This is a genomic window from Erwinia sp. V90_4 (assembly GCF_029967685.1).
Taxonomy (GTDB): Bacteria; Pseudomonadota; Gammaproteobacteria; order Enterobacterales; family Enterobacteriaceae; genus Erwinia; species Erwinia aphidicola.
Genome location: NZ_JASCAQ010000040.1, coordinates 94,546 through 119,957 on the forward strand (window position 1 = coordinate 94,546; position 25,412 = coordinate 119,957).

The following is a 25,412-nucleotide window of genomic DNA, read 5'->3' on the forward strand; positions in this document are numbered from 1 at the left end:
CAATGCACTGCCGGTGTGCAGGGAAGCGCCACACAGAAATCTGAACAGAGAGTCAGATGCAAAAACTTTTCATTAACCTAAACACGTCGAGATTACTGCTATGAAAAAATCCACTTACTTCCTCACCCTGAGCGCAATGTCACTGGCCCTGATGGCGGGACAGAGCCATGCCACCGGCATGATCCCTGAAACCTCGGTAGTCATCGTTGAGGCGGCTGATGGCGAAGGCGCCATTAACGTAAAAAACAGCGACAGCTTCCCGGTGTTGCTGATGACCACGCTGGAAAATATCCCAGACGATAACGAATCCCTGCTGCTGGTGACGCCACCGGCTGCACGCGTCGAAGCGGGAAAATCGCAGCGCGTGCGCTTCATTCTGACCAGCAAAACCCCGCTGAAAACGGAACGCCTGAAGCGGGTGATTTTTGAAGGGGTTCCGCCAAAAGAGAAAGGCAAAAATGAAGTGCGCATGACGGTGCGGCAAAATCTGCCCGTGCTGATCCGCCCTGCTGGCCTGGCTAAAAATGACGCCCCCTGGAAAGAGCTGAAGTGGTCGAATCAGGGCGGCAAGCTGGTCGTGACCAACCCATCACCTTACGTGGTGCGGATGTCGTCGGCAGTGAAAACCCTGCCGGATAACGCTGACTGGAACATGCAGAATAACTACGTGTTACCTGGCCAGACCATCACCCTGGAAAACAGCAAGGGTAAAGCGCTGAGCGCCAGCAAACAGGTGCGTATCTCACCTGCCACGACCTGGGGCTTTACCGTTAACAGCTATGATGCAGCGGTCAATTAAGATGATAAAAACTTCTCTGTCGCTGTTACTGCTGCTAATGGCCAGCCAGGCACTGGCCGCTCAGCTGCCTGCCCCTTTACAGGCTCCGGCGATACCGGTTGATACCCGTTGCAGTATGACCAGCAACTCGCGTGAAGCCGACCTGGGTAACCTCTCCCGCTGGCAGCTGCAGCCGGCGGCTGAGGGTGGCGATAAGCTGTCGCTCGGCAAGCGAGATTTCAATGTCAACGTCACCTGCCCGTTTTCACAAAGTATGCAGCTGGTGGTGAACGGGGATCGTAATTCCGCGGGCGGGTTCCGTTACGGTCGCAACGGTGAACTGCGCATCGTGCTCAAAGAGGCCACGCTCGACGGGCAACCGGTGCAGGTCAGGCTGCTGCCAATGGCGAAAGTGAGTGCGGCGGGTAATCTGAACCTCAAGCCTAACCTCAACCTGCAGGTGGTTGCTGCGAATGGAAATGGGGTGAAAGGTAAAAGCCTGTCACTTCTGCTCGAAACCGAACCCGTATTGCGCGAGGCTGATGCCCGCGTAAGTCGCCGCCAGAGCGACGAAAGCAATTTTTCATTACAGTTGATTAATTGAAGTCTTTCCCCCTGTTACCAAGCGCGGTAACAGGTTGGTCCCCCCCGCTGACGTGCGGGGTTTTTTTTTGCCGATCGTCGTACTTTTCCTACAAAAGATCGACCACCTTCCTACAGTTCCCTAAGCCGCGTCCGATATTGTCATAACCCGCCATCTGCCAAAATAGCCTCAGATTCGGGACAGGAACTCCTCCGCCGACAACATTAACGAGACTACGATGAAAAACATGATTAACACAATTGAAGATGCTGGCATGCTGCGTTCGTTTAGCTGGATTACTCTGTTATCGTTCTCTTCAATTTGCTGGGTCGCTGCGCTGGCGCTGACACTGTTCTGGTGATGCCGCTTATCCCTTGCCAATCGAGGGTTTAATCACCTGTTTTTCCTGCTTTATGCCAGAACTTATTTAGCGCTTTAAAAAAATATCGCCCTTATGTATTGTGATTCTCCTGCTCGCCGAATACTGTTGCTAAAATAATAAGATATCATCAGCAAAGTAGCACTGAGGGAGACAAAAGATGACCGATGAACAGGGGCAAACGCTGTTGTATGCTTACTTTGGTACCAGCAGCCCTCATTGGCGTTTATCTGCTGATAGTGATGCGATTCAATTTGCTGAAGATGAAGACGGTGAAACCAATATCGCCGTTCCTCTGACCACGCCTCAGGCTAATATGATCCGCGGGATGACGGTGATCACCTCCAGCGTTAATCTGACGATTACCCTGTACGGTAACTCCCTGTCGATGCATCTGGTTGGCAGGAAAGTCTCCCAGGTGGCGTGGGCCGGTACGGCTTCAGCCTGGGGCGATACTTCCTCAGTGGCGCGCGATCTGGTACTGGGCCTCTCCTTTGCTGAACAGGTGGTTTCCGAGGCTAACTCGGTGATTGTGATTGTCGATCAGCAGGGCCATATCCAGCGTTTTAATCGCCTGTGCGAAGAGTACACCGGCCTGAAAGAGCAGGAAGTTATCGGCCGCAACGTCTTCCAGCTGTTTATGTCGCGCCAGGAAGCGGCGGCCTCGCGACGCAATATCAGCAGCTTTTTCCGCGAAGGCAGTTCGTATGAGGTTGAGCGCTGGATCAAAACCAAAAAAGGCCAGCGGCTGTTTCTGTTCCGCAACAAATTCGTCCACAGCGGCAGCGGCAAAAATGAAATCTTCCTGATCTGTTCCGGCACCGATATTACCGAAGAGCGCCGCGCGCAGGAGCGCCTGCGCGTGCTGGCCAACACCGATAACATCACCGGGCTGCCTAACCGCAACGCCATCAATCATGAAATTACCGAAGCGCTGGAAAAACGCACCAGTGAGCAGATTGGTGTGGTCTATCTTGACCTCGATAACTTTAAAAAAGTGAACGATGCCTACGGGCATATGTTTGGCGATCAGCTGCTGCAGGCGGTTTCACTGGCTATTCTCAGCTGCCTTGACAAGGACCAGACGCTGGCGCGCCTCGGCGGTGATGAGTTTATCGTGCTGGCGGAGAACACCAGCCAGGCCGTGTTAGAAGCGATGTCATCGCGGATCCTTGAACGCCTGAAGCAGCCTTTCCGTATCGGCCTGATCGAAGTTTATACCGGCTGCTCCATTGGTATCGCCCTCGCCCCTCAGCATGGTGAGGACCGTGAAAGCCTGATCCGCAATGCCGATACCGCAATGTACACCGCCAAAGAGAATGGCCGCGGTAAGTTTTGCCTGTTCTGCGCTGAGATGAACCAGCGGGTATTTGAGTATTTGTGGCTGGATACCAATCTGCGTAAAGCGCTGGAGCAACACCAGCTGGTGCTGCACTATCAGCCGAAGATTGATGCGGATGGCGGCGTGACCAGCGTTGAGGCTCTGGTGCGCTGGCTGTCGCCAGAGCGCGGGCTGGTGCGCCCTGACAGCTTTATCTCTTATGCCGAAGAGTCTGGTCTGATTATTCCTTTGGGGCGCTGGGTGATGCTGAGCGCGCTGCAGCAGGTGCTCAACTGGCACAAGCAGGGGATCCATCTGCGCGTGGCGGTTAACGTTTCCGCCCGGCAGCTGATTGACCAGAGTATTTATACCGATCTAAAACTGGCGCTCGATGAGGCCGGGCTGGACAGCAGCCCGATTGATATTGAACTGACCGAGAGCTGCCTGATTGAAAATGAGCAGCTGGCGCTGGCGCTGATGGGGCAATTTCAGGCGCTGGGGGCGGCGGTACATCTGGATGACTTCGGTACCGGCTACTCCTCGCTGTCTCAGCTGGCGCGAGTGCCTATCGATGCTATTAAGCTCGACCAGAGTTTTGTGCGCGGGGTGAATCAGCAGGAAGTGTCGCAGTCGCTGGTGCGGGCGATCGTCGCCGTGGCGAAAGCGCTGAATTTACAGGTGATTGCGGAAGGTATCGAAACCGAAGAGGAAGCGCGCTTTGTCATGGCGAACGGCGTTGATATTCGTCAGGGTTATCTGTACGCAAAGCCAATGCCCGCTGAACAGCTCGAGCACTGGCTCACGCAGCATCATGCCGGGATCACATCCTGAGGGGGTTAACAGTTAGCCCGCTTTCAGCAGCTGTGCGCTGTGGCGGTTTTGTAGCTGGACCAGTCGCTCCATGTAGGCAATATCTTTCGGCTCAATCGTGAAGGCGAAATCCACCCAGTCTTCGGTGATATCCATCAGTTCAGCCCGAGTGAGTTGCAGCACGCGCTGACGCGCTTTCAGCATCGCTCTCACGCCGTTCAGCTTCGGCTGCAGGGTATCAATGAAGGTACGCGTGCAGCGGTAACCCTCTCCCGGCTGGAACAGTTTATCAACCAGGCCGCGAGTTTCGAACCACTCTGCGGTGTGCGACTCCCCTTCGCAAATCAGCTCTTCCGCCAGCCTCATCCCCGAACGGCGCGCCACCAGAGAGTAGCCCCCCATCCCCGGGAACAGATTAAAGGCAATCTCCGGAAAGCCCATGCGCGCGCTGTTTTGCGCCAGAATAAAGTGATGCGCCAGGGCGGCTTCAAACCCGCCGCCTAATGCACTGCCTTCAACCATTGCAATGGTCACGGCGCCGGTATCAAAGCCGCGCGCGGCGGCATGAATGCAGTCAACGCAGGCGCGGGCATACGATCGCAATGCTTCACGACGCCCGTTTTTAATCGATTCGACAAAGAAACGCAGATCGCCACCGGCATTGAACATGCTCGGCACCAGCGAACCGGTGACCCAGAAATCGATCTTCAGCCCGGATCGTTGTGCGGCGTAGCTGAGGTTCATAATCTCCTCAATCAGCTGATGATTAAAGCTCGGTCGCGGCTGTGCACGTAGCATCATCCACATAGTCCGACGCTCTTCTTCGTAATAGGCGGAGAGCTGAGTCATTTGTCCAGCTTCGCTAAAGAGCCTGCAGGTAGTCTGATTTACAACGGTCATATTATTATCCTCTGATTAGTTATGCGTTAAACGCAGCTCCAGCCTAATCCAGAGTGTGACCCTGCTAAAAGGGCGTTTGATTTTTAAGGTAAATTAACAGATAAACGCCAGATGAAATTGAGTTAAGTATGCAATAGCGTTAAATAATTGATTAAAAATAAAGCGATATGATGGGGTGACAACTGCAGCGTATAGTGAAATATTTCGCCACTGATAAGCCGGATTTTAGCCACGCTGATGCCGCCCGAGAGTGGCAACCGGGCGGAGATACGGGCTAACTACTCTTGTCCGTAGTACGCGTTTTTTCCATGTTTTCGCAGGTAGTGTTTATCCAGTAATACCTGCTGTACCGCAGGCAACTCCGGCGTAAGTTGCTGGCTGAAGATCCCCATGTAGGCGACTTCTTCCAGTACTACGGCGCTGTGTACCGCAGCTTCAGCGCTGTTCCCCCAGGCAAACGGGCCATGCGAGTTGACCAGCACTGCAGGGATCGCCAGAGGATCGATATTGCGCTGCTGCAGCGTTTCAATAATGACCTGCCCGGTTTGCCACTCATAGCGCTCGGCGATCTCTTCGGCGCGCATCTGGCGCGTACAGGGGATGGCGCCGTAAAAATCATCGGCGTGAGTCGTCCCCCATGCGGGGAGATCTCTCCCCGCCTGCGCCCAGATAGTGGCGTGACGCGAATGGGTGTGAACGATACCGCCAATCTGCGGCCAGGCAAGATAGAGGGCACGGTGGGTGTCAGTATCTGACGACGGGCGCTTACTCCCTTCGATCGCTTCGCCGCTGGCCACATCAACCACCACCATATCGTCACGCTGCATCGCCTCGTAGCTCACCCCGGAAGGCTTAATCACCATTAAGCCCTGCGTGCGGTCAATCGCGCTCACGTTGCCCCAGGTAAAGGTCACCAGACCATAACGCGGCAGCGCCAGATTTGCCTCGAGTACCTGCTGCTTTAGTTGTTCCAGCATGCTGTTATCTCCGTGTTGATATCTGACTTATTGTCAGCGGCAGGAGGCAAAGCGGGTATGGAAGCATTTGCTGGATAAGTGGCAGATTCCGGCTGTTCACTGCGATTTGCGGCAGCAATAACAGCCAGGTCTGGTAGGAATTAAGATTTTTTACCTGTAAATATATTCAGCAATATCTAGAATTAGCTTATCTGTTCTGGCCGCAGGTGATAGTTAGAGACCTAAAGGTTTGATTCATCTTCATCTGCCGGGTGGATGGCACGATAAATTGTTCTATTTTTAAGCGCCATTTACCTGAACAGTGACATAAATCACCAGTAAAAGCGCATTGTGTACCAACCCTCTTCTATACTTGAGAGGTATTTCTGACGCTGTAACTAAGGAGTAGTCATAATGTCAATCAATGCAAAACGCATCACCGCCGCCGTACTGGCAGCAACGTTAGTTCTTTCCCTGAGCGCCTGTTCAAACTGGTCGAAACGCGATCGTAATACGGCCATCGGTGCAGGTGCCGGTGCAATTGGTGGGTCAATTTTGACCAACGGTAGTGGTCTCGGCACCGTAGGCGGCGCTGCCGTTGGTGGGATTATCGGGCATCAGGTCGACTAACTATAAGAAATTGGCTCCGCACGCACATCTACATGCAGAAGGCCGCGATTTATCGCGGCCTTCTTTTCTTTTCAGCGCAGCGAACGATTAACCGCCAGCCAGCTTGACCTTAAAACCTTTGCCTTCCAGCAGGGTTTTCAACAGATCGCGCTTGTCCCCCTGGATCTCAATAATGCCATCCTTTAGCGCACCGCCGCAGCCGCATCTCTTTTTCAGCTCGGCAGCCAGCTTTGTCAGCTCCGCATCATCAAGGTCAATTCCGCTGATCAGACAGACGCCTTTGCCCTTACGTCCGCTGGTCTGACGCTGGATTCGCACAATGCCGTCGCCTTTTGGCCGCTGCACCACCGCTTTCGGCTCATCGATGCGCCCGCTCTGCGTGGAGTAAACCAGGCGGCTGTTATCATCGGCCATTATGCCCCCTGCAGTTCGCTGAGAATGTTACGCAGCGTCGCCGCCGGGTCGCTGGACTGGGTAATCGGGCGACCGATCACCATATAGTCGACGCCAGCCTGCACCGCCTGCTGGGGCGTCATGATACGGCGCTGATCGCCAGCATCGCTGCCTGCCGGGCGAATGCCTGGCGTCACCAGGCGGAACTGCTGTCCGATAACCTGCTTGAAGTGGCTGGCTTCCTGAGCCGAACAGACCACGCCGTCCAGACCACACTGGTGGGTCAGGCGCGCCAGACGCTCAGCCTGCTCTGCCGGCGACAGCTCAATGCCCAGGCCGCGCAGGTCATCAGAATCCATGCTGGTCAATACGGTTACGGCAATCAACAGCGGCGCATCTTTCCCCATTGGCAGCAGCGCTTCACGCGCGGCGTTCATCATCCGCGCCCCGCCGCTGGCGTGCACGTTTACCATCCATACGCCGAGATCGGCTGCGGCGGCAACGGCATGCGCGGTAGTGTTGGGGATATCGTGGAATTTGAGGTCGAGAAACACCTCGAACCCGCGCTGCTGGAGATCGCGCACCAGCTGCGGACCAAACAGGGTAAACATCTCTTTGCCGACTTTTAAGCGGCAGCTGCCGGGCTCAATCTGGTCAACAAACGCCATTGCGCGATTGAGATCGGCATAATCTAACGCGACCACAATCGGTGAGCCGGTAACCTGAGGTGAAAGCATGGATATACCCTCTTTAATTGGTGCACCGCACGGCGCAAACGATAAACGGGGAGCATTCTACCTATAGCGCAGGGAAATTCACAGTTTACGCTGACAATTATCCTTCCCTGTTAAGCACAGGAGAGTACGGGTGCGGCTGGAACCGCTATTAAATTAAACACCTTAGTATGTTGTAACTAATAAGGCTTAGAATCTTTTTACGGGCTGACCGGAAAAGAAGGTCAGCCCCTACAATAAAAAGGGTGATAGCTAATAAAAACAGAAGGTTATTGGCCGTCGAGGCCGCGGATAGGTTTGACCGATGACCAGGCGCGGCAGGATGGGCAGTGCCAGTAAAGCGCATGGGCGGTAAACCCGCATTTATGGCAGCGATAGCGTGGCTTGGTGCGGATCTGTTCGCCAACCATCTCACGCAGGACCATCAGGCTCTCTTTCGCGCGGCCATCTTCGGCCTCCTGCAAATTAAAATCCATCAGGCGATGGAACACCCGCATGGTCGGATGGCGCTGAAGCTGACGGGTGATGTAGGTCTGCGCGGCTTCCGCGCCCTCTTCCCGATCGAGGATGCCAGCAAGGTAAAGCTCGGCTGACGCGCCGGTATTCTCTTCGACGCAGCGACGCAGATAGTCGGCCCACGCCTGCGGTTGTTCCAGGTGTTGGTAGCAGCTTTCGAGCATTTCCAGCGTCTCGCTGACCAGCTCTTTATCCTGCTCGATAACACGCTGCAGGTGCGTTACCGCTTTCGCATACTCGCCTTTCGCCATATGAATGCGGCCCATCATGATCGAAACGCGGGCGCTGTTGCGATCGGCAGAGTCCCCTTTTTTCAGCAGGTTCATCGCACGGTCAAGGTCATCACTGCCCATTGCCTGTAGCGCAAGCTCACAGTAGAAATGGGCGATTTCCATCCGCAGGCGATCCTTACCCAACTTCACCAGCCGCTCAGCGACCTCAATCGCATTAGGCCAGTCGCTGGTTGCCTGATGGATCACCAGCAGCTGCTGCAGTGCGCTCACGCGAAAATCAGTTTCATCGATCAGCTGACCAAACATCTGCTCCGCCCGGTCATAAAAACCGGCAGCCATATAGTCACGGCCCAACTGTTGAATCGCCAGCAGGCGCTGATCGTAGGTCAGAGAAGCACTTTCCATCAGTGCCTGGTGGATGCGAATGGCGCGGTCGACTTCGCCACGCGAACGGAAGAGGTTACCGAGGGTCAGGTGTGCTTCAACCGTGCCGCTGTCCTCTTTAAGCATATCGAGGAACAGGTCAACGGCCTTGTCCTGCTGGTTAGAAAGCAGGAAGTTCACCCCAGTGACATAATCACGTGACAGGCGGCTGGCCTCCTGTTGCTTATCCTGTTGCACGCTTCTGCGCCCCATGTACCAGCCATAAGCGGCGGCGATGGGAAGTAACAGAAAGAGCAGCTCTAACATAAAGTGTTATTCCTTGACGGCAGGATGCTGTGACGAGGTCACGTTGCTTTCAGCCGTACTAAGCTGCTGCTGAATTCGTTTGAGTTTACGCTGAGCATGCGCCAGCGAAACCCGCACGCGCAGCCAGAACAGCCCACAGATCGCCCAGCCCAGCAGAAAACCGACCGCAAACAGCGATGCCAGCAGCGTTGAAATGCGGAATTCGCCCTGTGCCAGCAGGTAGTTAAAGGTCACTACCTGATTGTTGTGGGTGCCAAGAGTGACCGAAATGACGAAAATCGCCAGAACCACTAAAAAAATGAGCAAATATTTCACAGTTCGTCCCATATGCCGGAGTTAAGCAGATGAATTATGCCAAAAAAATCGTCCTGATGCTTGCATTGATGAGTGCAAACCGCGGCAGAACATTAAACAGCGCCCTGACTCTCCTTCGCCACGGCGCCGGCGAAAAGTAAGATATGGGGTCAAATGCCCTCTTTACAATCCATCCGCTTCGGTTTCACGCGCGCTTATTTCCTGCTGCTCCTGCGGCGGCACGGTGAGCGGGCCGCAGAAACGCTGGGCCAGCCAGGTTGCCAGAGTGATAAACAGCCAGCTAATCAGCGTGGCGGTGATGAGATCAATTGGCCAGTGCATTCCGAGCAGCAGGCGGCTGCCCATCACCGTCACCGCCCACCCCATCAGGATAACAATCGTCACGGTGCGGCGACGCGGCCATAGCAGCCCGACGCCAAGCAGCGCCCAGCTGGCGGCGAACATGCTGTGACCCGAAGGGAACGCAAATCCGGTTTCAAACGCCCAGTGCTTTTTCAGCCATTCGGGCAGCTGGGGATCGTTCGCCACCGCACTGCGCACCATCTCACTGCGCTGCTTACGCTTCTGCTCATAGAACTGCCGTTCATTGATGCCGTGGGTCTTTTCCAGCCACAGCACATAAGGGCGTGGCTCCTGCACCCCCTCTTTAATCACGCTTTTGGTGTACTGACCAGCCAGCAGCGTGCCAATGATTATCGCTAATAAAAATATGGCAGGTTTAAGGCGGAAACGCAGGCACCAGAGAAACCAAATGCACAAAACCGCGCTGGTCAGCGTGCCCCACGGGCTGGTGACCGTTTCGGTGAACCAAAACAGAACCAGATGGCCTATTCCCATTTCGCCCGGCTGCCACTGCCAGCCAGATAGCATCACGCCAAGCGGCATAATCAGTAACAGCAGTGCGCCGAGGGTGGTGCGTTTAACGATATCAGCCATTCTTGTTCCTTTTATGCATCTCTGATTGACAACAATGTAATAAGATTATCTTAAAAAATAATAACATAAGGATAGTACTTATGATATTTGTGCTGTATTACAACAATCGCTCTAACGTGTTAACCGCCCCGGCCTGTGTTGTGGCAAAATAGAGGGATTGTTTGCGTCAGGCGACTGACAAAGCGCTATCTGATGATAGCGTACTACCTGAAGTTTCTGGAGAGTCACATGCAGCTTAAACGGGTGGCAGAAGCCAATCTGCCCACGCCATGGGGAGATTTCCTCATGGTCGGTTTTGAAGAACTGGCAACCGGTCATGACCACGTTGCCCTGGTTTATGGCGATATATCTGATAACAAACCGGTGCTGGCCCGCGTTCATTCTGAATGCCTGACTGGTGATGCCCTGTTCAGCCTGCGCTGTGACTGTGGTTTCCAGCTGGAAGCCGCGATGGCGCAGATTGCCGAACTTGGCCGCGGCATTCTGCTTTACCACCGTCAGGAAGGCCGCAATATCGGGTTGCTGAACAAGATCCGCGCATATGCGCTACAGGATAAAGGCTACGACACGGTTGAAGCTAACCACCAGCTTGGCTTTGCCGCTGATGAGCGTGACTTCACCCCGTGCGCCGATATGTTTAAGCTGCTGGGCGTGGAAGAAGTTCGCCTGTTGACCAACAATCCGCGCAAGGTGGAGATCCTCAGCGAAGCCGGGATCAACATCGTCGAGCGCGTTCCGCTGATCGTCGGGCGCAACCCAAAAAATGCCCACTATCTGGATACCAAAGCCGCCAAAATGGGCCATTTGTTATCTAAATAAGTGCAAAAAAAAGCGGGCCTGTCCTGGCCCGCTCTCTCTTCTGACTCGCGTTAATCCAGCATATTCCTGATCACATAGTGCAGAATGCCGTCATTCTGGTAATAGGTCAGCTCATTACCGGTATCAATACGACAGCGCATCTCCAGCACTTCCTTAGCCCCATCCACGTCGGTCAAGGTCACTTTGACGCTCCCTCCCGGCTGCAGTTGGTTGAGGTCGTGGACATCGATCAGTTCATCCCCGGTCAACTTCAGCGTCTTGCGGGTTACGCCCTGCGGCAACTCCAGCGGTAGAATACCCATACCAATCAGATTCGAGCGGTGGATACGTTCGAACGACTCAGCAATGACTACGCGCACGCCCTGCAAACGCGGGCCTTTCGCTGCCCAGTCGCGGCTGGAACCGGAGCCGTACTCTTTACCCGCAATCACCGCCAGTGGCGTACCCTGCTGCTGATAGCGCATAGCGGCATCATAAATCGCCATCTGCTCATTACCCGGGATAAAGCGGGTCATGCCCCCTTCCACGCCCGGCACCATTTCATTGCGGATGCGAATATTGGCGAAGGTTCCGCGCATCATGACTTCGTGATTACCACGGCGCGAACCGTAGGAGTTAAAGTCCGTGCGCTCCACGCCATGCTCCAGCAGGTAGCGCCCGGCAGGGCTGTCCGCCTTGATGCTGCCCGCAGGCGAAATATGGTCAGTGGTCACCGAGTCTCCCAGCATTGCCAGTACGCGCGCGCCGTGAATATCCTGCACCGGCTTCGGCTCTTTGCCCATGTCATCAAAGAACGGCGAGAGACGAATATAAGTAGAGCCCTCATCCCAGTCATAGGTCGCCGCCTCACTGACTTTGATCTGCTGCCACTCCGGGGTGCCTTCGAAGACTTCGGCATACTCTTTGTGGAACATATCGGTCGATACTAACAGTACCGCTTCGGCAATCTCTTCCGGCGACGGCCAGATATCTTTCAGATAAACGGGTTTGCCGGTGGTGTCTGCGCCGATAGGATCGCTGTGCAGATTCAGGGTCATATTGCCCGCCAGCGCATAGGCGACAACCAGCGGAGGTGAAGCCAGCCAGTTAGTTTTCACAAACGGATGAATGCGCCCTTCAAAATTACGGTTGCCGGACAGCACGGCGCCCACGGTGAGATCGCCCTGCTTAATCGCGCTCTCAATCTCTGCAGGTAGCGGACCCGAGTTACCGATGCAGGTGGTACAGCCATAGCCGACAAGGTTAAAGCCAAGCTTATCGAGATAGGGCGTCAGCCCCGCGCTGGCCAGATAGTCAGACACCACTTTGGAGCCAGGTGCCAGTGAACCCTTAACCCACGGTTTTGGTTTCAGCCCAAGCGACACGGCTTTTTTCGCCAGCAGGCCGGCGGCCATCAGCACGCTAGGGTTTGACGTATTGGTACAGGAAGTGATAGCGGCGATGACCACCGCACCGTCTTCCAGCTGATATTCTTGCCCGCTGTGGCTGTCGCGGTAAGTGATGGCTTTATGATCTTTCTGCGCGCGATTCACTTCCAGTTCATTACTGGCGCGGAAGGCAGCAGGCACATCGCCAAGGGCCACACGGTCCTGCGGACGCTTCGGTCCGGCGAGGCTGGACTCAACCACGCCCATATCCAGCGCCAGGCTGCTGGTGAACACCGGTTCGTCCCCGCTATTACGCCAGAGCCCCTGCGCCTTCGCGTAGGCCTCGACCAGCGCAATCTGCTGGCTGCTGCGCCCGGTCAACGTCATATAACTGAGGGTGATGTCATCGACCGGGAAGAAGCCGCAGGTTGCACCATATTCTGGCGCCATATTGGCAATGGTCGCACGGTCGGCCAGCGGCAGGTCATCCAGCCCGTCGCCATAGAACTCAACGAACTTACCAACCACCCCGTGCTTACGCAGCATCTGCGTAACGGTTAACACCAGGTCGGTGGCGGTGATCCCCGCTTTCAGCTTGCCGGTTAATTTGAAGCCCACCACATCCGGGATCAGCATCGACACCGGCTGGCCGAGCATCGCCGCTTCGGCTTCAATGCCGCCAACGCCCCAACCCAGTACGCCGAGCGCATTGATCATCGTGGTGTGCGAGTCAGTGCCAACCAGCGTGTCGGGGTAAGCGACCTGGCGGCCATTTTGTTCTTCGTGCCAGACGGCCTGGCCGAGATACTCAAGGTTTACTTGGTGACAGATACCGGTACCCGGGGGCACCACGCTGAAGCGGTTAAAGGCTTTCTGCCCCCAGCGCAGGAACACGTAGCGCTCGTGGTTGCGCTCCATCTCCAGGCGCACGTTCTCTTCAAACGCGTCGTCGTCGCCAAAGTGGTCCACGGTGACGGAGTGGTCGATGACCAGATCGACGGGCGACAGTGGATTGACTTTGGCAACATCACCGCCGAGACGCTTAACCGCCTCGCGCATGGCCGCAAGATCGACCACCGCCGGCACTCCAGTAAAGTCCTGCATTAAAACTCGTGCCGGGCGATAGGCTATTTCCCGGTCGGCATGGGCGTCTTTAAGCCAGCCGGCAAGTGCGCTGATGTCCTCCGCCGTGACGGAATCGCCATCCTGATAGCGCAGCAAGTTCTCCAGCAGGACTTTCATTGATTTGGGTAAGCGGCTGATGTCGCCCAGCTCTGATTGTGCTTTCGTGAGGTTGTAGAAATGGTAGCGCTGATCGTTGACTTCCAGCGTGTCTTGAGTGATTTGGCTTAATGTTGTCGACATTGCTCCTCCATTCGTGCGCTCGAATAATCATAACCTTAGTGATTGCAAGGTTTGATTAAACATAGCACAACTCGGCAGCAACGTTTTGATAACAACACTAATTGACAACAGCTGAAACAAAATGAAAATTAAAAAACAAAACGCCCCGCTGTAAAGGTCAGCAGGGCGTTATTGTTTATTACGCTAAGCTTTTAATTAAAGGCGCGATTAACGCATCACCATTGCAAGCCATAACGCGCTAGTCCAGAACAGGGCTGAAAATGTCCAGGTGCTGAACCAGGTAATTTGGGTTAAATTCATCATATTCTCTCTCAGGCCACTGCTGGCCAAAACGTACCGCATTAAACCCTCGGCATCTACCACAAGGATTTCACCGTTAAATGATGGCGTTACCATCAGAATTGGGCGTCAAGAAGCCCTGACCAGTGGTTCGGTCTTAAGATTAAATGAATCTGTTTTAATAATAATGCCCGGCAAGGTTGCCTGGGAAATAGTCACGTCGTGACTTATTTGGCTTTCTTGTCTTCGAACATTGACTCAATAAAATTACGCTGCAGTTCATTCAGATTCCATGAGGCTGGAATCGAATCCTGAGTGTCATTTTTGCCTTTGCAAAAACGCTCGGTTTTGCGTACCTGCTGTGCTTTACGATCGTGCAGTCCAAGTTGCATTGTTACCCCCAAATACGCCAGACAGATAAAGCAACCACAACCCAGAACAATGAGGAAGCAGCGAATACCGTGAGCCAGGCTTTGCGTTTCAGATTGCTGTTACGCTCAACCTTGATGGTTTTGTCCCCGAAGTCGGGTTGTACAGATAATCTAGTAGCCATAGTTTTTGATAATCACTCTCATTAAAACGATTGTTTGAACCAATCAGAAATTAGGATGAATCCTAAACATTCTGTGTTGCAAAATCCAGTAATTTTTATTGAACAAAACGATTAACAGGATTTATCAAGCATCAAAAAGATTAATTAAAAACGCTAAATTAACTTAAGGGGAATAATTACTCCTTAACCCAAACTGGTTGCATTGGCCCCTCTATTAGGTCCAGCCTAAATTAGAGATAAATTTAGCACGCCTCAGGCCACAGGCGATCTCCACTCCTTTTAACTAGAGTATGAGAATCATCCTATCCTGGCGCAAAGAGCGACAATGAAAAGTGTGTACTGTTTCTCATTTAAGAAATAACAATGAAGGAACATGTGATACATGTTTCATTTACGAAAAAATAATGAAATGGGGTTAACGTTTGCAGTAATCGGTGGCACCAATCATAAAAAAAGTGGGCCGCAAGCGACCCACTTATATCATCAATAATATTGTGGGTTACTACTTTGCCGGCAGCTTGATGTCTTTGAACATCGCTTCAATATCTTCATTCGAGCGTAAACCTACAGCAGTATCAACAACATCACGCGTCAGATGCGGCGCAAAGCGCTGGATGAAGTCATACATATAGCTGCGCAGGAAGGTGCTGCGGCGGAAGCCAATTTTGGTGGTGCTGTAGCTAAAGACGTCGGTCGCTTCAATTCTCACCAGGTCAGGGTCGGATACGGGGTCCACCGCCATACTGGCAATTACCCCTACCCCCAGTCCCAGCCGGACATAGGTTTTTATCACGTCAGCATCGGTTGCAGTAAAGACAATCCGTGGGGTCAGCCCGGCACGGTTAAACGCCGTGTCCAGTTCTGAACGGCCCGTAAAACCGAAGGTGTAGGTGACTAATGGATATTCTGCAAGTTCTTCAATCGACACTTTGCTCTTCGCCGCCAGCGGATGGTCAGGCGTGACGACAATGGCACGGTTCCAGTGATAGCACGGCAGCATGATCAAATCGTCGTAAAGATGCAGAGCTTCAGTGGCAATGGCAAAGTCGGCATTTCCCTTCGACACGGCCTCAGCAATCTGCGTTGGCGAGCCCTGATGCATATGCAGCGAGACGCGCGGATAGCGTTCGATAAAGCCTTTAATCACGTTTGGCAGTGCATAGCGCGCCTGCGTATGCGTGGTCGCCACGTACAGTGAGCCTTTATCAGGCCAGGTATGCTCACCCGCCACGGATTTGATTGCATCAACCTTTGACAGGACTTCACGCGCGATGCGGATAATCTCCTGCCCGGCGGGCGTAACCTGAGTCAGGTGCTTACCGCTGCGGGCGAAAATCTGGATGCCCAGCTCATCTTCCAGCATGCGCACCTGCTTACTGATGCCGGGCTGTGAAGTATACAGGCCCTCGGCCGTTGAAGAGACGTTGAGGTTATGGTTCACCACTTCAACGATGTAACGCAGCTGCTGCAATTTCATTTTTCATTCCATCCAGGGTTTGAAGCAACGCGCCGAATCCCCGTCAGCAAGCTCGCGCTGCGATCGGGTTCACGGTCTAATGCAAATTGATAATAAGAAAGGTGTTATCTATAACAACTATATCAAAAAAGTGGGATATGTATAGCATCGGAAGGGGAAAGCGTGAGGAAGATGAAGCGTGAGCGAACCGCACGAGGCGGCTCGCTCACTGGGGGAAGCAACAAATTATTTCTTCGCGCTCACTTCCCACTTACCGTCAACATAGAAGGCGGACCAGCCGGTGGCTTTGCCGTCTTTCTCGGTGCTGACATACTGCTGTTTTGTTTTACGGCTGAAGCGTACCACGGCTTTGTTGCCATCGGCATCCGTTGCCGGAGCATCGGCCAGGTAACGCAGCTTTTCGGGCAGCCGGTCACGGAAGCGTTGCAGCTCTTCAACCTGCGGCGCGCGGGTTTCACGCGATTTAGGGAAGGTATTCGCCGCAAGGAATACGCCGGCAGCACCGTCACGCAGCACGAAGTAAGCATCTGACTTCTCACACGGCAGCTCAGGTAACGGCACCGGATCTTCTTTCGGTGGCGCCACTTCGCCGTTGCGCAGAATTTTACGCGTGTTTTTACAGTCGTCGTTGGTGCAGGCCATGTACTTGCCGAAGCGCCCCATTTTCAGGTGCATTTCAGAGCCGCATTTTTCACACTCAACGATTGGCCCGTCGTACCCCTTAATGCGGAACTCGCCCTGCTCGATCTCGTAACCGTCACATTCCGGGTTGTTACCACAGACGTGCAGCTTGCGCGAGGGGTCGATCAGGTAGCTGTCCATCGCGGTGCCACACTTCTGGCAGCGGCGGCGGGCGCGCAGCGCGTTAGTTTCCGCATCATCCCCTTCGAGAATATTCAGTACTTCATTCTCTGGGATCAGGTTAATGGTCTGCTTACAGCGCTCTTTCGGCGGTAGCGCGTAGCCGGAACAGCCGAGGAATACCCCGGTACTGGCGGTACGGATACCCATCTGACGGCTACAGGTCGGGCAGTCAATAGAGGTCAACACCATCTGGTTCGGCTGCATGCCGCCCTCTTCCGGGTCTTTCTCTGCCTGCTCAAGCTGCTGGCTGAATTCGCCAAAGAACTTGTCCAGCACGGCTTTCCACTGCGCTTCGTTGTTCGCTACTTTATCGAGATTGTCTTCCATGTGCGCGGTGAAGTCGTAATTCATCAGCTCACGGAAGTTCTCTTCCAGACGGTCAGTAACGATCTCGCCCATTTTCTCAGCGTAGAAGCGGCGGCTTTCCACTTTCACATAGCCACGATCCTGAATCGTTGAGATGATCGAAGCATAAGTAGAAGGACGACCAATACCGCGTTTTTCCAGCTCACGCACCAGCGAAGCTTCGCTGAAACGCGCCGGTGGCTTAGTGAAGTGCTGGCTGGGTACCAACTGCTGCAGGCTCAGTTCGCTGCCTACTTCAACCGGTGGCAGTACGCGATCTTCATCACCTTTACGCAGCGCCGGCATTACCCGTGTCCAGCCGTCAAAGCGCAGCGTGCGCCCTTTGGCCTTCAGTTTGAAATCGCCCGCTTCTACGGTAAGTGTTGTAGAGTCGTACTGCGCTGGCATCATTTGACAGGCCACGAACTGGCGCCAGATCAGCTGATACAGCTTCTGCGCGTCCGTTTCCATATCTTTCAGCTGCTCAGACTGCACTTTGACATCCGAAGGACGGATGGCCTCGTGCGCTTCCTGAGAGTTCTCTTTACTGCTGTAAACATTGGCGGCTTTCGGCAGGTATTTCGCGCCAAATTCATCCTCAATGTAGCCACGCACCATGCCCACCGCATCCTGGCTCAGGTTGGTAGAGTCAGTACGCATATAGGTGATATGACCCGCTTCATACAGACGCTGCGCCATCATCATGGTTTTCTTCACGCCGAAGCCAAGGCGGGTACTTGCCGCCTGCTGCAACGTAGAAGTAATAAAGGGTGCGCCTGGCTTACTGCTGGTTGGCTTGTCTTCGCGATCGGCCACCACGTAGCGGGCTTTTTCCAGCAGGCTAACGGCAGCATAAGTCTGCTCACGATTAACCGGGCGGAACGGTTTGTCGGCCTGATGAGTCACCTGCATTGGCAGGTCAACGCCTTTCGGCGTAGTCAGGTCGGCATTCAGATCCCAATACTCTTCCGGGACAAACGCTTTGATCTCACGTTCACGCTCAACCACCAGGCGAACGGCGACTGACTGTACGCGCCCCGCAGAAAGGCCGCGTGCGACTTTTTTCCACAGCAGCGGGGAGACCATATAACCGACCACACGGTCCATGAAGCGGCGTGCCTGCTGAGCATTGACGCGGTCAATATTCAGCTCACCCGGCTTTTCGAATGCCTGCTGGATAGCGTTTTTGGTAATTTCGTTAAACACCACGCGGCTGTAGCGTGATTCATCGCCACCGATCACTTCCCGCAGGTGCCATGCAATGGCCTCCCCTTCGCGGTCAAGGTCCGTTGCGAGATAGATGTGGTCAGCTTTTTCGGCCAGTGCTTTCAGTTCAGCAACGACCTTTTCCTTACCTGGCAGGATTTGATAATTCGCATCCCAGCCGTGATAAGGATCGACGCCCATACGGTTAACGAGGGCAGTCTTTTCGTCTTTTTTGACCTTCTTGCCGGTTTTACTGGTTGTAGAGTCAGCGCTCTTTTTAACTGTTGATCCACTTGTCGGCAAATCACGGATGTGACCCACGCTGGATTTCACCACGTAGTCATTACCGAGATATTTATTGATCGTTTTGGCTTTTGCCGGGGACTCAACTATTACGAGAGCTTTTCCCATAGTTACCTTTACCTGATTAAAACGTCCGAGAGTAAGTTGTGCCGTCTTCCTGAAGCTACGCAGCGCACTAAGGATAAGGTTATTGGGGAAAATGAATTCAACCCGAACAACTTTTTCATCGATTCCAGTGCGAAATCTGACGTTACAACACGTTGATTAACGGTACTTTTTACTACCTGTTAAGCGAATCTCTAACAAGGCGTAAAGTCTGTTTTACGCCCGGAACCCGAAACGCCCACACTCTACCTGATAAAATCTGTTACGCAACTTAATTAGCATCCATGCCCCATTTACGCCAGAAAACTAAGAAAAAAGAGTCACTTTTGTATATCACTACAAAGATTGCGGATTTAAGGGGCTGGCGTACAATAGCGGCCAGAAAATGACTATATAAAGAAGGAAAAGGACCATGTCACAACAGCAAGCCGTCAATCGTGAACATCTGCTGGCGCTGGCCCGGGAAATGATCGTCAACCATCCAGACTATTTCACTGGCCTGAGCGTTGATGATGTCGAGCAGAAGGGAGACGTCCTGGTATTTCGCGGCAACTACTATCTTGATGACCAGGGCCTGGCGACGGCAAAGAGCACCACGGTGTTTAACGTCTATAAAGCGCTGGCGGTGAATCTCTCGGCGCGCTACCGGCTGGAAAAATAACGCCCGCGCGTGCGGGCGTTAAGAAGGGTGAACCGTGGCAGTTACAGCAGCGGTTTTTCACCGCGCTGCCAGATACGCAGCAGCAGGCGTTCAACGCTCAGCGTGGCGCTGTTGGTGAAGCGGTCCATCATGCTTTTGCGCCGCGCATAGCGCACGCCGATCACCTGATGTTTCTCTATCCGATCGATGATCAGATCGTCACTGGTGCCGATCGCATCCACCAGTCCCTTCTCCAGCGCCTGGGTACCGTACCAGTGTTCCCCGGTCGCCACGCTGTCGATATCCAGCGTTGGGCGCATCTGATGCACGAACTGTTTAAACAGAAGGTGGGTTTCATTAAGATCTTCGCGGAATTTTTCACGCCCTTCTTCGGTGTTTTCACCAAACAGCGTCAGGGTACGCTTGAACTCGCCGGCGGTGTGCAGCTCAACGTCAATTTCATTGCGCTTGAGCAGGCGGTTGAAGTTAGGGATCTGCGCCACCACGCCGATGGAACCGATAATGGAAAATGGCGCGGCGACGATACGGTCCGCCACGCAGGCCATCATATACCCGCCGCTGGCGGCGACTTTGTCCACGGCTACCGTCAACGGAATACCCTTATCACGCAGGCGCTGCAGCTGTGAAGCAGCCAGTCCATAACCGTGAACTACGCCGCCCGGGCTTTCAAGACGCAGCAGGACTTCGTCACCCGGTGCTGCCACCGCCATCACCGCAGAAACCTCTTCACGCAGCGAAGAGACTTCGCCGGCATCCATGCTGCCCTTAAAATCGAGCACGTACAGCGTGGATTTGGCTTTCTCTTCCGGGCGGCCCAGCTTCGCCTGCTGTTTGGCCGTTTTCGCCGTCAGCTTCTCTTTTTTCTTCTGCTCTTTGTGCCACTGTTTTTGCTGATGCGGCTTCATCTTCGCCAGGCGCATATCGTCCTGCATATCACTGTACTTCTCGCCCAGCTGAGTGAGCTTGAGCTGGCCATTCTGCGCGCGTTTGCGCAGCGCAAGATTGGCGATCACCACCGCAATTGCCACGATAGCAATCACCACGGTGATGGTTTTTGCCAGGAAGAGTCCATAATAAGAGAGTAGATCCACTCAATCCGCCTTAATTTACATTATGTTATAGATAGCTCTAGTGTAGCGGAGTCCCCGCGTTGAGTCGCCTGTAACCCGGTAACAGCACATGAATATGCTAAAGCGCTGATTGAACTCACCCACTTTTTCAGGCATAAATCACTTTATTCAGTCCGCGCAAGGGTTTACAACAGGCCATACTATCAGCCGCCCTGCGGAAATCCCCCCATCGCCAGAGGAATTCTTTGTGCACTATCAACCGAAAAGCGATCTGCTCAATAACCGTATTATTCTTGTCACCGGGGCCAGCGACGGCATTGGCCGCGAAGCCGCGCTGACGTATGCCCGCTACGGCGCTCAGCTGGTTCTGCTGGGGCGCAATGCGGAAAAACTGCAACAGGTTTGTGACGAGGTTAACCAGCGCAGTCAGGCTCCGGCACTGTGGTTTACCCTCGATCTGGAAACCGCCACGGCGCAAAGCTGCCAGCAGCTGGCAGAAGCTATTGCCGAAAAGCTGCCGCGACTTGATGGCGTGCTGCACAACGCCGGATTGCTCGGTGAGGTGGTGCAGATGGATAAGCAGGATCCCGCTGTCTGGCAGCAGGTGATGCGCGTCAACATTGACGGCACCTTCTTCCTGACGCAGGCGCTGCTGCCCCTGCTATTAAAAGCTGAGGGGGCTTCACTGGTGTTCACCACTTCCAGCGTGGGCCGCCAGGGCCGCGCCGGCTGGGGGGCGTACTCGGTGTCCAAATTCGCCACCGAAGGCATGATGCAGGTGCTGGCAGAAGAGTATGACCCACGCCAGCTTCGCGTTAACTGCATTAATCCCGGCGGCACGCGTACCAAAATGCGTGCCAGTGCCTTCCCGCAGGAAGATGCCAATAAGCTGAAAACTCCCGCCGACATTATGCCACTCTATCTGTGGCTGATGGGTGATGACAGCAAACGCAAAACCGGCACCAGCTTTGACGCCCAGCCGGGGCGCAAGCCCGGGGCGGCAGAATAATGGCCGAAGATCGCCACCAGCAGCGGCAGCAAAAACTGAAGGATCAGGTTGATGCGCGCATCGCTGCGGCTACCGAAGTGCGCGGCATTCTGATGGTATTTACCGGCAACGGCAAAGGGAAAACCACGGCGGCATTCGGCACCGCCAGCCGGGCGGTTGGCCACCAGAAGCGCGTCGGGGTGATTCAGTTTATCAAGGGCGAATGGCCAAACGGCGAGCGCAATCTGCTGGAACCGCACGGCGTCGAGTTTCAGGTGATGGCGACCGGCTTTACCTGGGATACGCAGAATCGTGCAACGGACACCGCCGCCTGCCTGGCCGTCTGGCAGCACGGCAAACGCATGTTGCAGGATCCGACTCTCGACCTGGTGGTGCTGGACGAGCTGACCTACATGGTGAGTTTTGACTACCTGCCGCTGGAAGAAGTGATTGCCGCCCTGCAGCAGCGCCCTGCTCATCAGAGCGTCATCATTACCGGTCGCGGATGTCATCGGGAGATTTTGGCGCTGGCGGACACGGTCAGTGAAATGCGCCCGGTTAAGCATGCGTTTGATGCCGGGATCCAGGCACAGCAGGGAATTGACTGGTAGAAAAAAAAAGGGCCGGGCATGATGCCCGGCCCCTGTCAGTCGTTTAGCCCTGCTGCTGGCGCTTAGACGACTTCGTCGGGCGGCGATTGCTGCCTGGCTTGCTGGCTTTCGCCGTCGTAGTATGGCGCTTAACGGCGCGACGGATCTGATTCGCCTTGGTGCGACGACGATCTTTCTCCACCGCGACCTTGCTGACGGTTTCTGCATCCAGACCCACCAGCTCACGCAGGTAGTTTGTCGGACCCAGCTCAAGCTCGGTCCAGCCACCGCGCGGCAGGCCTTTTGGCAGATCGATATCGCCGTAACGCACGCGGATCAGACGGCTGACCTGCACGCCAACCGCTTCCCACAGGCGGCGCACTTCGCGGTTACGCCCTTCGGTCAGCGTAACGTTGTACCACTGGTTGATCCCTTCACCACCGGTAAACTTCAGCGTTTTAAACGCCGCCGGGCCATCTTCCAGCTGCACACCACGGCTCAGCTGTTTGATCTTATCGTCGTCGACAGCGCCGAATACGCGCACGGCGTATTCGCGCTCAACTTCGCGGCTCGGGTGCATCAGGCGGTTAGCCAGCTCACCGTCGGTGGTGAACAGCAGCAGACCGCAGGTGTTAACGTCCAGACGACCAACGGCAATCCAGCGCGCGCCGCGCAGTTTTGGCAGACGGTCAAATACCGTCGGGCGCCCTTCCGGGTCATTGCGCGTGCAGAGTTCGCCTTCCGGCTTGTAATAAGCCAGTACGCGGCAGACTTCAGTGATGGATTCGCTGACCGGCACAACGTGACCGTCGATGCGGATTTTCATAGATGCGCTTGGCTCAACGCGGTCACCCAGCGTGGCCAGCTTGCCGTCAACGCTGACGCGCCCGGCGGAGATCATGGTTTCGATTTCACGACGGGAACCGTGCCCGGCGCGTGCTAATACTTTCTGTAACTTTTCGCTCTTGTCGCTCATGGAGCTACCTCTGTGTCGCCTTCCCAGGCGTCATTAATTGGTAAGATGGTGCCATCAAAGTGGAGATTCGCACGAATATCAGCCTGCTACCCCAGGCAGCCATGCTGTTTCGCGACCCGCTTTTTCAGGGAAGCGCATTCTACACTATCTGCCTTGCCAATCATAACGCTATAGCCGGAGTTTGCTGATTTGGTGTAGCGCAGTCTGGCACCGGCATCAATACATCCCTGTCGCGAGGCGCGCAGGCAGCATCTTTTGCCGTTGCGGCGTGCTCAGACCGGTTTGCGCACGTTTACGGTTGAAATCATTTCATTTTGCATTGATAAGATTTAACAGTGGCTTATCGTTTTAAGACGTTAAATGCTAATCAGTTCAGGCATGATACTTCATTCTCATTCTGCTGAAATTAGCGTAAATACAGCGACTTGCCCGGGCATATTTCTGTATGGCTAACAGCGCTACAGGCCGCCCCAGCGTTAGGCTGCCAGCAAATACTCCAGCATCGCTGAACGAATCCAGATTGCTAACCTACATTTATGCAGTTTCATGGTCTTAAGCACCATTTTATTTTGACAGCGCAGTTTTTTATGCTGCAAAGCAGAGTTAGTGTAAAAGATACATTAGCTTCAACATCAAATAGTCAGTTTATAAATATCGTGGATTGAGTTAACGCTGGATGATTTAGACTTTTACCTTTTTTGACCTTTAATTAATTTGCCTGGCTAATAAGTTTGTGTAGAATTCACTCAGGCAGAAGAGCGCCATATAAATAGATTGTTAAATATATATTATAAATACACGTTCATCGTGTAACACAAATTCTTTGATTTATTTTCTTCGTTGGCACGAATCGGGAGCGTAAGTTCCCATTAAAATACGCTGATATATAGTCAGCATCGGCATTACACGTCATTACTCCTCACCAGGGATCTTACTGACGTGTCCGACAAGAATGTGACAATTATGAAAATTAAAATGACCCTGCCGGTATTGGCTATGCTAATACTGAGCGGCTGCTCTGTAGGCAAATATGACTACAGCAGCGAAGCTATGAAACGTGTAGACATGAATTTTACCGGCATTCCGACCGTCCTCGGTATCGGTTCGCTCGGCACCAGCATTCCTATCACTCCTGAGTACAGCCTGACTGCGGCGCACGTGGCCAAGCTCTCCGTGCAGAAGGTAAAGGCCTACCACCCTTACTGCGACCTCGCGATTATCTACCACAAGAACGACATTAAAACCCTGCCGAAATTCCGCGATGGCGCAATCGGCGAGTCGGTTAAAATGTACGGTTACAGCTTTATTTCCGCCATGCCGGTTGAATCATCCGGCGTTAATCTCACGCTGACCGGGATACGTAATGAGTGGAATAAGCGCCCGTGCGTGGCAATGGCATCGAATGCCGGCGTGGTGAAAGGGATGTCCGGCGGCGCCGTTTATAACAGCGATGATACCATCGGCGGCGTCATTATTGGCTTTACAAATGAGTTAAAACGACCGAAGAAATCTCCAGTTCCGCTTAAGGATGTCTCGCTGTATATTCCGTATCAGGATTTTAAAGAGTGGCTGGAAAAATCTACATCGTGATAACACTAAGCGATAAATAATAACAGGCTCACGCATCAGAGCCTGTTAATTGCACTTAAAGGAAGGGTTGAATATCGCCCACGCCTTCACGGATCACTTCCGGCGTATTTTCCGTTAAATCGATAACGGTGGTCGGCTGCTGCCCAAGATAACCGCCGTGAATAATCAGGTCGACAATTTTGCCGATCTCATCCTGAATAGCTTCCGGATCCGACTCGGTGAAGTCATTGCCGGGCAGCATCAGCGACGTCGACATCATCGGCTCATTCAGCGCTTCCAGCAGCGCCAGCGCAATGGGGTTAGACGGCACGCGCAGGCCGATGGTTTTACGCTTTTCGCTCATCAGACGACGCGGCACTTCTTTAGTCGCCTTGAGTATAAAAGTGTAGTTGCCCGGCGTGTTGTTTTTGATCAGGCGAAATGCCGTGTTGTCTACGTGAGCATAGGTAGACAGCTCAGACAGATCGCGGCACATCAGGGTAAAGTTGTGGTTGCCATCCAGCTGACGGATGCGGCAGATACGCTCCATCGCGTTCTTATCTTCCAGCTTGCAGCCCAGCGCATAACCGGAATCGGTGGGATAAACGATCACGCTGCCTTTGTTCAACATCTCCACCGCCTGCTTGATCAGGCGCGGCTGGGGATTATCCGGGTGAATATAGAAAAATTGACTCATAACT

At 53.8% G+C, this 25,412-nt stretch carries 25 protein-coding genes; 10 read left to right on the forward strand and 15 right to left on the reverse strand.

Annotated features, from left to right (window positions below; genetic code table 11):
• The first annotated feature begins 100 nt into the window (after positions 1–100).
• From QLG07_RS07035 to pdeR, 4 genes are all read left to right on the forward strand, one after another.
• Positions 101–799, forward strand: a complete 699-nt coding sequence (locus QLG07_RS07035; RefSeq protein ID WP_099755076.1) for a fimbria/pilus chaperone family protein — start codon at positions 101–103, stop codon at positions 797–799.
• 1 nt (position 800) lies between these two features.
• Positions 801–1,382: a hypothetical protein gene (locus QLG07_RS07040; protein ID WP_282468869.1), complete on the forward strand. Its 582-nt coding sequence runs from the start codon at positions 801–803 to the stop codon at positions 1,380–1,382.
• 217 nt (positions 1,383–1,599) lie between these two features.
• Positions 1,600–1,722, forward strand: coding sequence for a hypothetical protein (locus QLG07_RS07045; RefSeq protein WP_263575951.1), 123 nt, complete (start codon positions 1,600–1,602; stop codon positions 1,720–1,722).
• Between the two features lie 178 nt (positions 1,723–1,900).
• On the forward strand, positions 1,901–3,892 hold the full coding sequence (gene pdeR, locus QLG07_RS07050; protein ID WP_282468870.1) for a cyclic di-GMP phosphodiesterase: 1,992 nt from the start codon (positions 1,901–1,903) through the stop codon (positions 3,890–3,892).
• Between the two features lie 12 nt (positions 3,893–3,904).
• On the opposite strand, the gene QLG07_RS07055 is transcribed toward pdeR, so the two are convergent.
• Both QLG07_RS07055 and araD read right to left on the reverse strand, forming a co-directional pair.
• Positions 3,905–4,771, reverse strand: a complete 867-nt coding sequence (locus QLG07_RS07055; RefSeq protein WP_048917952.1) for a crotonase/enoyl-CoA hydratase family protein — start codon at positions 4,769–4,771, stop codon at positions 3,905–3,907.
• 278 nt (positions 4,772–5,049) lie between these two features.
• Positions 5,050–5,748, reverse strand: coding sequence for an L-ribulose-5-phosphate 4-epimerase (araD, locus tag QLG07_RS07060; protein WP_282468871.1), 699 nt, complete (start codon positions 5,746–5,748; stop codon positions 5,050–5,052).
• Between the two features lie 393 nt (positions 5,749–6,141).
• Between araD and osmB the strand changes: the two genes are divergently transcribed.
• On the forward strand, positions 6,142–6,357 hold the full coding sequence (gene osmB, locus QLG07_RS07065) for an osmotically-inducible lipoprotein OsmB (protein WP_048915967.1): 216 nt from the start codon (positions 6,142–6,144) through the stop codon (positions 6,355–6,357).
• 87 nt (positions 6,358–6,444) lie between these two features.
• Here osmB and yciH read toward each other — a convergent pair whose 3' ends face one another.
• From yciH to pgpB, 5 genes are all read right to left on the reverse strand, one after another.
• On the reverse strand, positions 6,445–6,771 hold the full coding sequence (gene yciH, locus QLG07_RS07070; protein WP_282468872.1) for a stress response translation initiation inhibitor YciH: 327 nt from the start codon (positions 6,769–6,771) through the stop codon (positions 6,445–6,447).
• Positions 6,771–7,487 (reverse strand): orotidine-5'-phosphate decarboxylase, encoded by a 717-nt coding sequence (gene pyrF / locus QLG07_RS07075; RefSeq protein ID WP_282468873.1) that lies wholly within the window; start codon positions 7,485–7,487, stop codon positions 6,771–6,773. Before pyrF ends, yciH begins: the two co-directional genes overlap by 1 nt.
• Before the next feature lie 266 nt (positions 7,488–7,753).
• Positions 7,754–8,923 carry a lipopolysaccharide assembly protein LapB gene (gene lapB / locus QLG07_RS07080; RefSeq protein WP_282468874.1) on the reverse strand — a complete coding sequence of 390 codons (1,170 nt, stop codon included), beginning with the start codon at positions 8,921–8,923 and terminating at the stop codon, positions 7,754–7,756.
• A gap of 6 nt (positions 8,924–8,929) precedes the next feature.
• Positions 8,930–9,238, reverse strand: coding sequence for a LapA family protein (locus QLG07_RS07085; protein ID WP_048915963.1), 309 nt, complete (start codon positions 9,236–9,238; stop codon positions 8,930–8,932).
• A gap of 162 nt (positions 9,239–9,400) precedes the next feature.
• Positions 9,401–10,174 carry a phosphatidylglycerophosphatase B gene (gene pgpB, locus QLG07_RS07090; protein ID WP_048915962.1) on the reverse strand — a complete coding sequence of 258 codons (774 nt, stop codon included), beginning with the start codon at positions 10,172–10,174 and terminating at the stop codon, positions 9,401–9,403.
• A gap of 228 nt (positions 10,175–10,402) precedes the next feature.
• Between pgpB and ribA the strand changes: the two genes are divergently transcribed.
• On the forward strand, positions 10,403–10,993 hold the full coding sequence (ribA, locus tag QLG07_RS07095; RefSeq protein WP_048915961.1) for a GTP cyclohydrolase II: 591 nt from the start codon (positions 10,403–10,405) through the stop codon (positions 10,991–10,993).
• A 50-nt stretch (positions 10,994–11,043) separates the two neighbouring features.
• On the opposite strand, the gene acnA is transcribed toward ribA, so the two are convergent.
• From acnA to topA, 5 genes are all read right to left on the reverse strand, one after another.
• The gene (acnA, locus tag QLG07_RS07100; protein WP_282468875.1) at positions 11,044–13,725 is read right to left on the reverse strand and encodes an aconitate hydratase AcnA; all 2,682 of its coding nucleotides are present in this window, start codon (positions 13,723–13,725) and stop codon (positions 11,044–11,046) included.
• Positions 13,726–14,231: 506 nt separating this feature from the next.
• A complete protein-coding gene (locus tag QLG07_RS07105) occupies positions 14,232–14,396 on the reverse strand; it encodes an AraC family transcriptional regulator (RefSeq protein WP_099754620.1) in 165 nt (54 codons plus the stop codon).
• Positions 14,397–14,398: 2 nt separating this feature from the next.
• A complete protein-coding gene (locus QLG07_RS07110; protein WP_099754619.1) occupies positions 14,399–14,557 on the reverse strand; it encodes a YmiA family putative membrane protein in 159 nt (52 codons plus the stop codon).
• A 502-nt stretch (positions 14,558–15,059) separates the two neighbouring features.
• On the reverse strand, positions 15,060–16,034 hold the full coding sequence (cysB, locus tag QLG07_RS07115; RefSeq protein ID WP_048915959.1) for an HTH-type transcriptional regulator CysB: 975 nt from the start codon (positions 16,032–16,034) through the stop codon (positions 15,060–15,062).
• A 225-nt stretch (positions 16,035–16,259) separates the two neighbouring features.
• The gene (topA, locus tag QLG07_RS07120; RefSeq protein WP_048915957.1) at positions 16,260–18,860 is read right to left on the reverse strand and encodes a type I DNA topoisomerase; all 2,601 of its coding nucleotides are present in this window, start codon (positions 18,858–18,860) and stop codon (positions 16,260–16,262) included.
• A 409-nt stretch (positions 18,861–19,269) separates the two neighbouring features.
• Here topA and QLG07_RS07125 point away from each other — a divergent pair, with 409 nt between their 5' ends.
• Complete coding sequence (locus QLG07_RS07125) at positions 19,270–19,518, forward strand: DUF2498 family protein (protein ID WP_048915956.1); 249 nt, start codon at positions 19,270–19,272, stop codon at positions 19,516–19,518.
• 41 nt (positions 19,519–19,559) lie between these two features.
• On the opposite strand, the gene sohB is transcribed toward QLG07_RS07125, so the two are convergent.
• Positions 19,560–20,609 carry a protease SohB gene (sohB, locus tag QLG07_RS07130; RefSeq protein ID WP_282468876.1) on the reverse strand — a complete coding sequence of 350 codons (1,050 nt, stop codon included), beginning with the start codon at positions 20,607–20,609 and terminating at the stop codon, positions 19,560–19,562.
• Positions 20,610–20,835: 226 nt separating this feature from the next.
• Here sohB and QLG07_RS07135 point away from each other — a divergent pair, with 226 nt between their 5' ends.
• Together QLG07_RS07135 and cobO are read left to right on the forward strand one after the other, a co-directional pair.
• Positions 20,836–21,597, forward strand: coding sequence for a YciK family oxidoreductase (locus QLG07_RS07135; protein WP_282468877.1), 762 nt, complete (start codon positions 20,836–20,838; stop codon positions 21,595–21,597).
• Positions 21,597–22,187, forward strand: coding sequence for a cob(I)yrinic acid a,c-diamide adenosyltransferase (gene cobO / locus QLG07_RS07140; RefSeq protein WP_099754614.1), 591 nt, complete (start codon positions 21,597–21,599; stop codon positions 22,185–22,187). Before QLG07_RS07135 ends, cobO begins: the two co-directional genes overlap by 1 nt.
• Positions 22,188–22,230: 43 nt before the next feature.
• Here the strand turns inward: cobO and rluB are convergent, their stop codons facing one another.
• Positions 22,231–23,142, reverse strand: coding sequence for a 23S rRNA pseudouridine(2605) synthase RluB (gene rluB, locus QLG07_RS07145; RefSeq protein WP_048915952.1), 912 nt, complete (start codon positions 23,140–23,142; stop codon positions 22,231–22,233).
• A gap of 975 nt (positions 23,143–24,117) precedes the next feature.
• Between rluB and QLG07_RS07150 the strand changes: the two genes are divergently transcribed.
• A complete protein-coding gene (locus tag QLG07_RS07150) occupies positions 24,118–24,732 on the forward strand; it encodes a trypsin-like peptidase domain-containing protein (protein ID WP_048915958.1) in 615 nt (204 codons plus the stop codon).
• A gap of 55 nt (positions 24,733–24,787) precedes the next feature.
• Here QLG07_RS07150 and QLG07_RS07155 read toward each other — a convergent pair whose 3' ends face one another.
• Positions 24,788–25,408, reverse strand: a complete 621-nt coding sequence (locus tag QLG07_RS07155; RefSeq protein ID WP_048915951.1) for an L-threonylcarbamoyladenylate synthase — start codon at positions 25,406–25,408, stop codon at positions 24,788–24,790.
• Between the last annotated feature and the right edge of the window lie 4 nt (positions 25,409–25,412).

Coding starts and splice junctions, on each gene's coding strand:
- QLG07_RS07035 (WP_099755076.1), top strand. CDS start 101: ATGAAAAAATCCACTTACTTCCTCACCCTGAGCGCAATGTCACTGGCC.
- QLG07_RS07040 (WP_282468869.1), top strand. CDS start 801: ATGATAAAAACTTCTCTGTCGCTGTTACTGCTGCTAATGGCCAGCCAG.
- QLG07_RS07045 (WP_263575951.1), top strand. CDS start 1,600: ATGAAAAACATGATTAACACAATTGAAGATGCTGGCATGCTGCGTTCG.
- pdeR (WP_282468870.1), top strand. CDS start 1,901: ATGACCGATGAACAGGGGCAAACGCTGTTGTATGCTTACTTTGGTACC.
- QLG07_RS07055 (WP_048917952.1), bottom strand. CDS start 4,771: ATGACCGTTGTAAATCAGACTACCTGCAGGCTCTTTAGCGAAGCTGGA.
- araD (WP_282468871.1), bottom strand. CDS start 5,748: ATGCTGGAACAACTAAAGCAGCAGGTACTCGAGGCAAATCTGGCGCTG.
- osmB (WP_048915967.1), top strand. CDS start 6,142: ATGTCAATCAATGCAAAACGCATCACCGCCGCCGTACTGGCAGCAACG.
- yciH (WP_282468872.1), bottom strand. CDS start 6,771: ATGGCCGATGATAACAGCCGCCTGGTTTACTCCACGCAGAGCGGGCGC.
- pyrF (WP_282468873.1), bottom strand. CDS start 7,487: ATGCTTTCACCTCAGGTTACCGGCTCACCGATTGTGGTCGCGTTAGAT.
- lapB (WP_282468874.1), bottom strand. CDS start 8,923: ATGTTAGAGCTGCTCTTTCTGTTACTTCCCATCGCCGCCGCTTATGGC.
- pgpB (WP_048915962.1), bottom strand. CDS start 10,174: ATGGCTGATATCGTTAAACGCACCACCCTCGGCGCACTGCTGTTACTG.
- ribA (WP_048915961.1), top strand. CDS start 10,403: ATGCAGCTTAAACGGGTGGCAGAAGCCAATCTGCCCACGCCATGGGGA.
- acnA (WP_282468875.1), bottom strand. CDS start 13,725: ATGTCGACAACATTAAGCCAAATCACTCAAGACACGCTGGAAGTCAAC.
- QLG07_RS07105 (WP_099754620.1), bottom strand. CDS start 14,396: ATGCAACTTGGACTGCACGATCGTAAAGCACAGCAGGTACGCAAAACC.
- QLG07_RS07110 (WP_099754619.1), bottom strand. CDS start 14,557: ATGGCTACTAGATTATCTGTACAACCCGACTTCGGGGACAAAACCATC.
- cysB (WP_048915959.1), bottom strand. CDS start 16,034: ATGAAATTGCAGCAGCTGCGTTACATCGTTGAAGTGGTGAACCATAAC.
- topA (WP_048915957.1), bottom strand. CDS start 18,860: ATGGGAAAAGCTCTCGTAATAGTTGAGTCCCCGGCAAAAGCCAAAACG.
- QLG07_RS07125 (WP_048915956.1), top strand. CDS start 19,270: ATGTCACAACAGCAAGCCGTCAATCGTGAACATCTGCTGGCGCTGGCC.
- cobO (WP_099754614.1), top strand. CDS start 21,597: ATGGCCGAAGATCGCCACCAGCAGCGGCAGCAAAAACTGAAGGATCAG.
- rluB (WP_048915952.1), bottom strand. CDS start 23,142: ATGAGCGACAAGAGCGAAAAGTTACAGAAAGTATTAGCACGCGCCGGG.
- QLG07_RS07150 (WP_048915958.1), top strand. CDS start 24,118: ATGACCCTGCCGGTATTGGCTATGCTAATACTGAGCGGCTGCTCTGTA.
- QLG07_RS07155 (WP_048915951.1), bottom strand. CDS start 25,408: ATGAGTCAATTTTTCTATATTCACCCGGATAATCCCCAGCCGCGCCTG.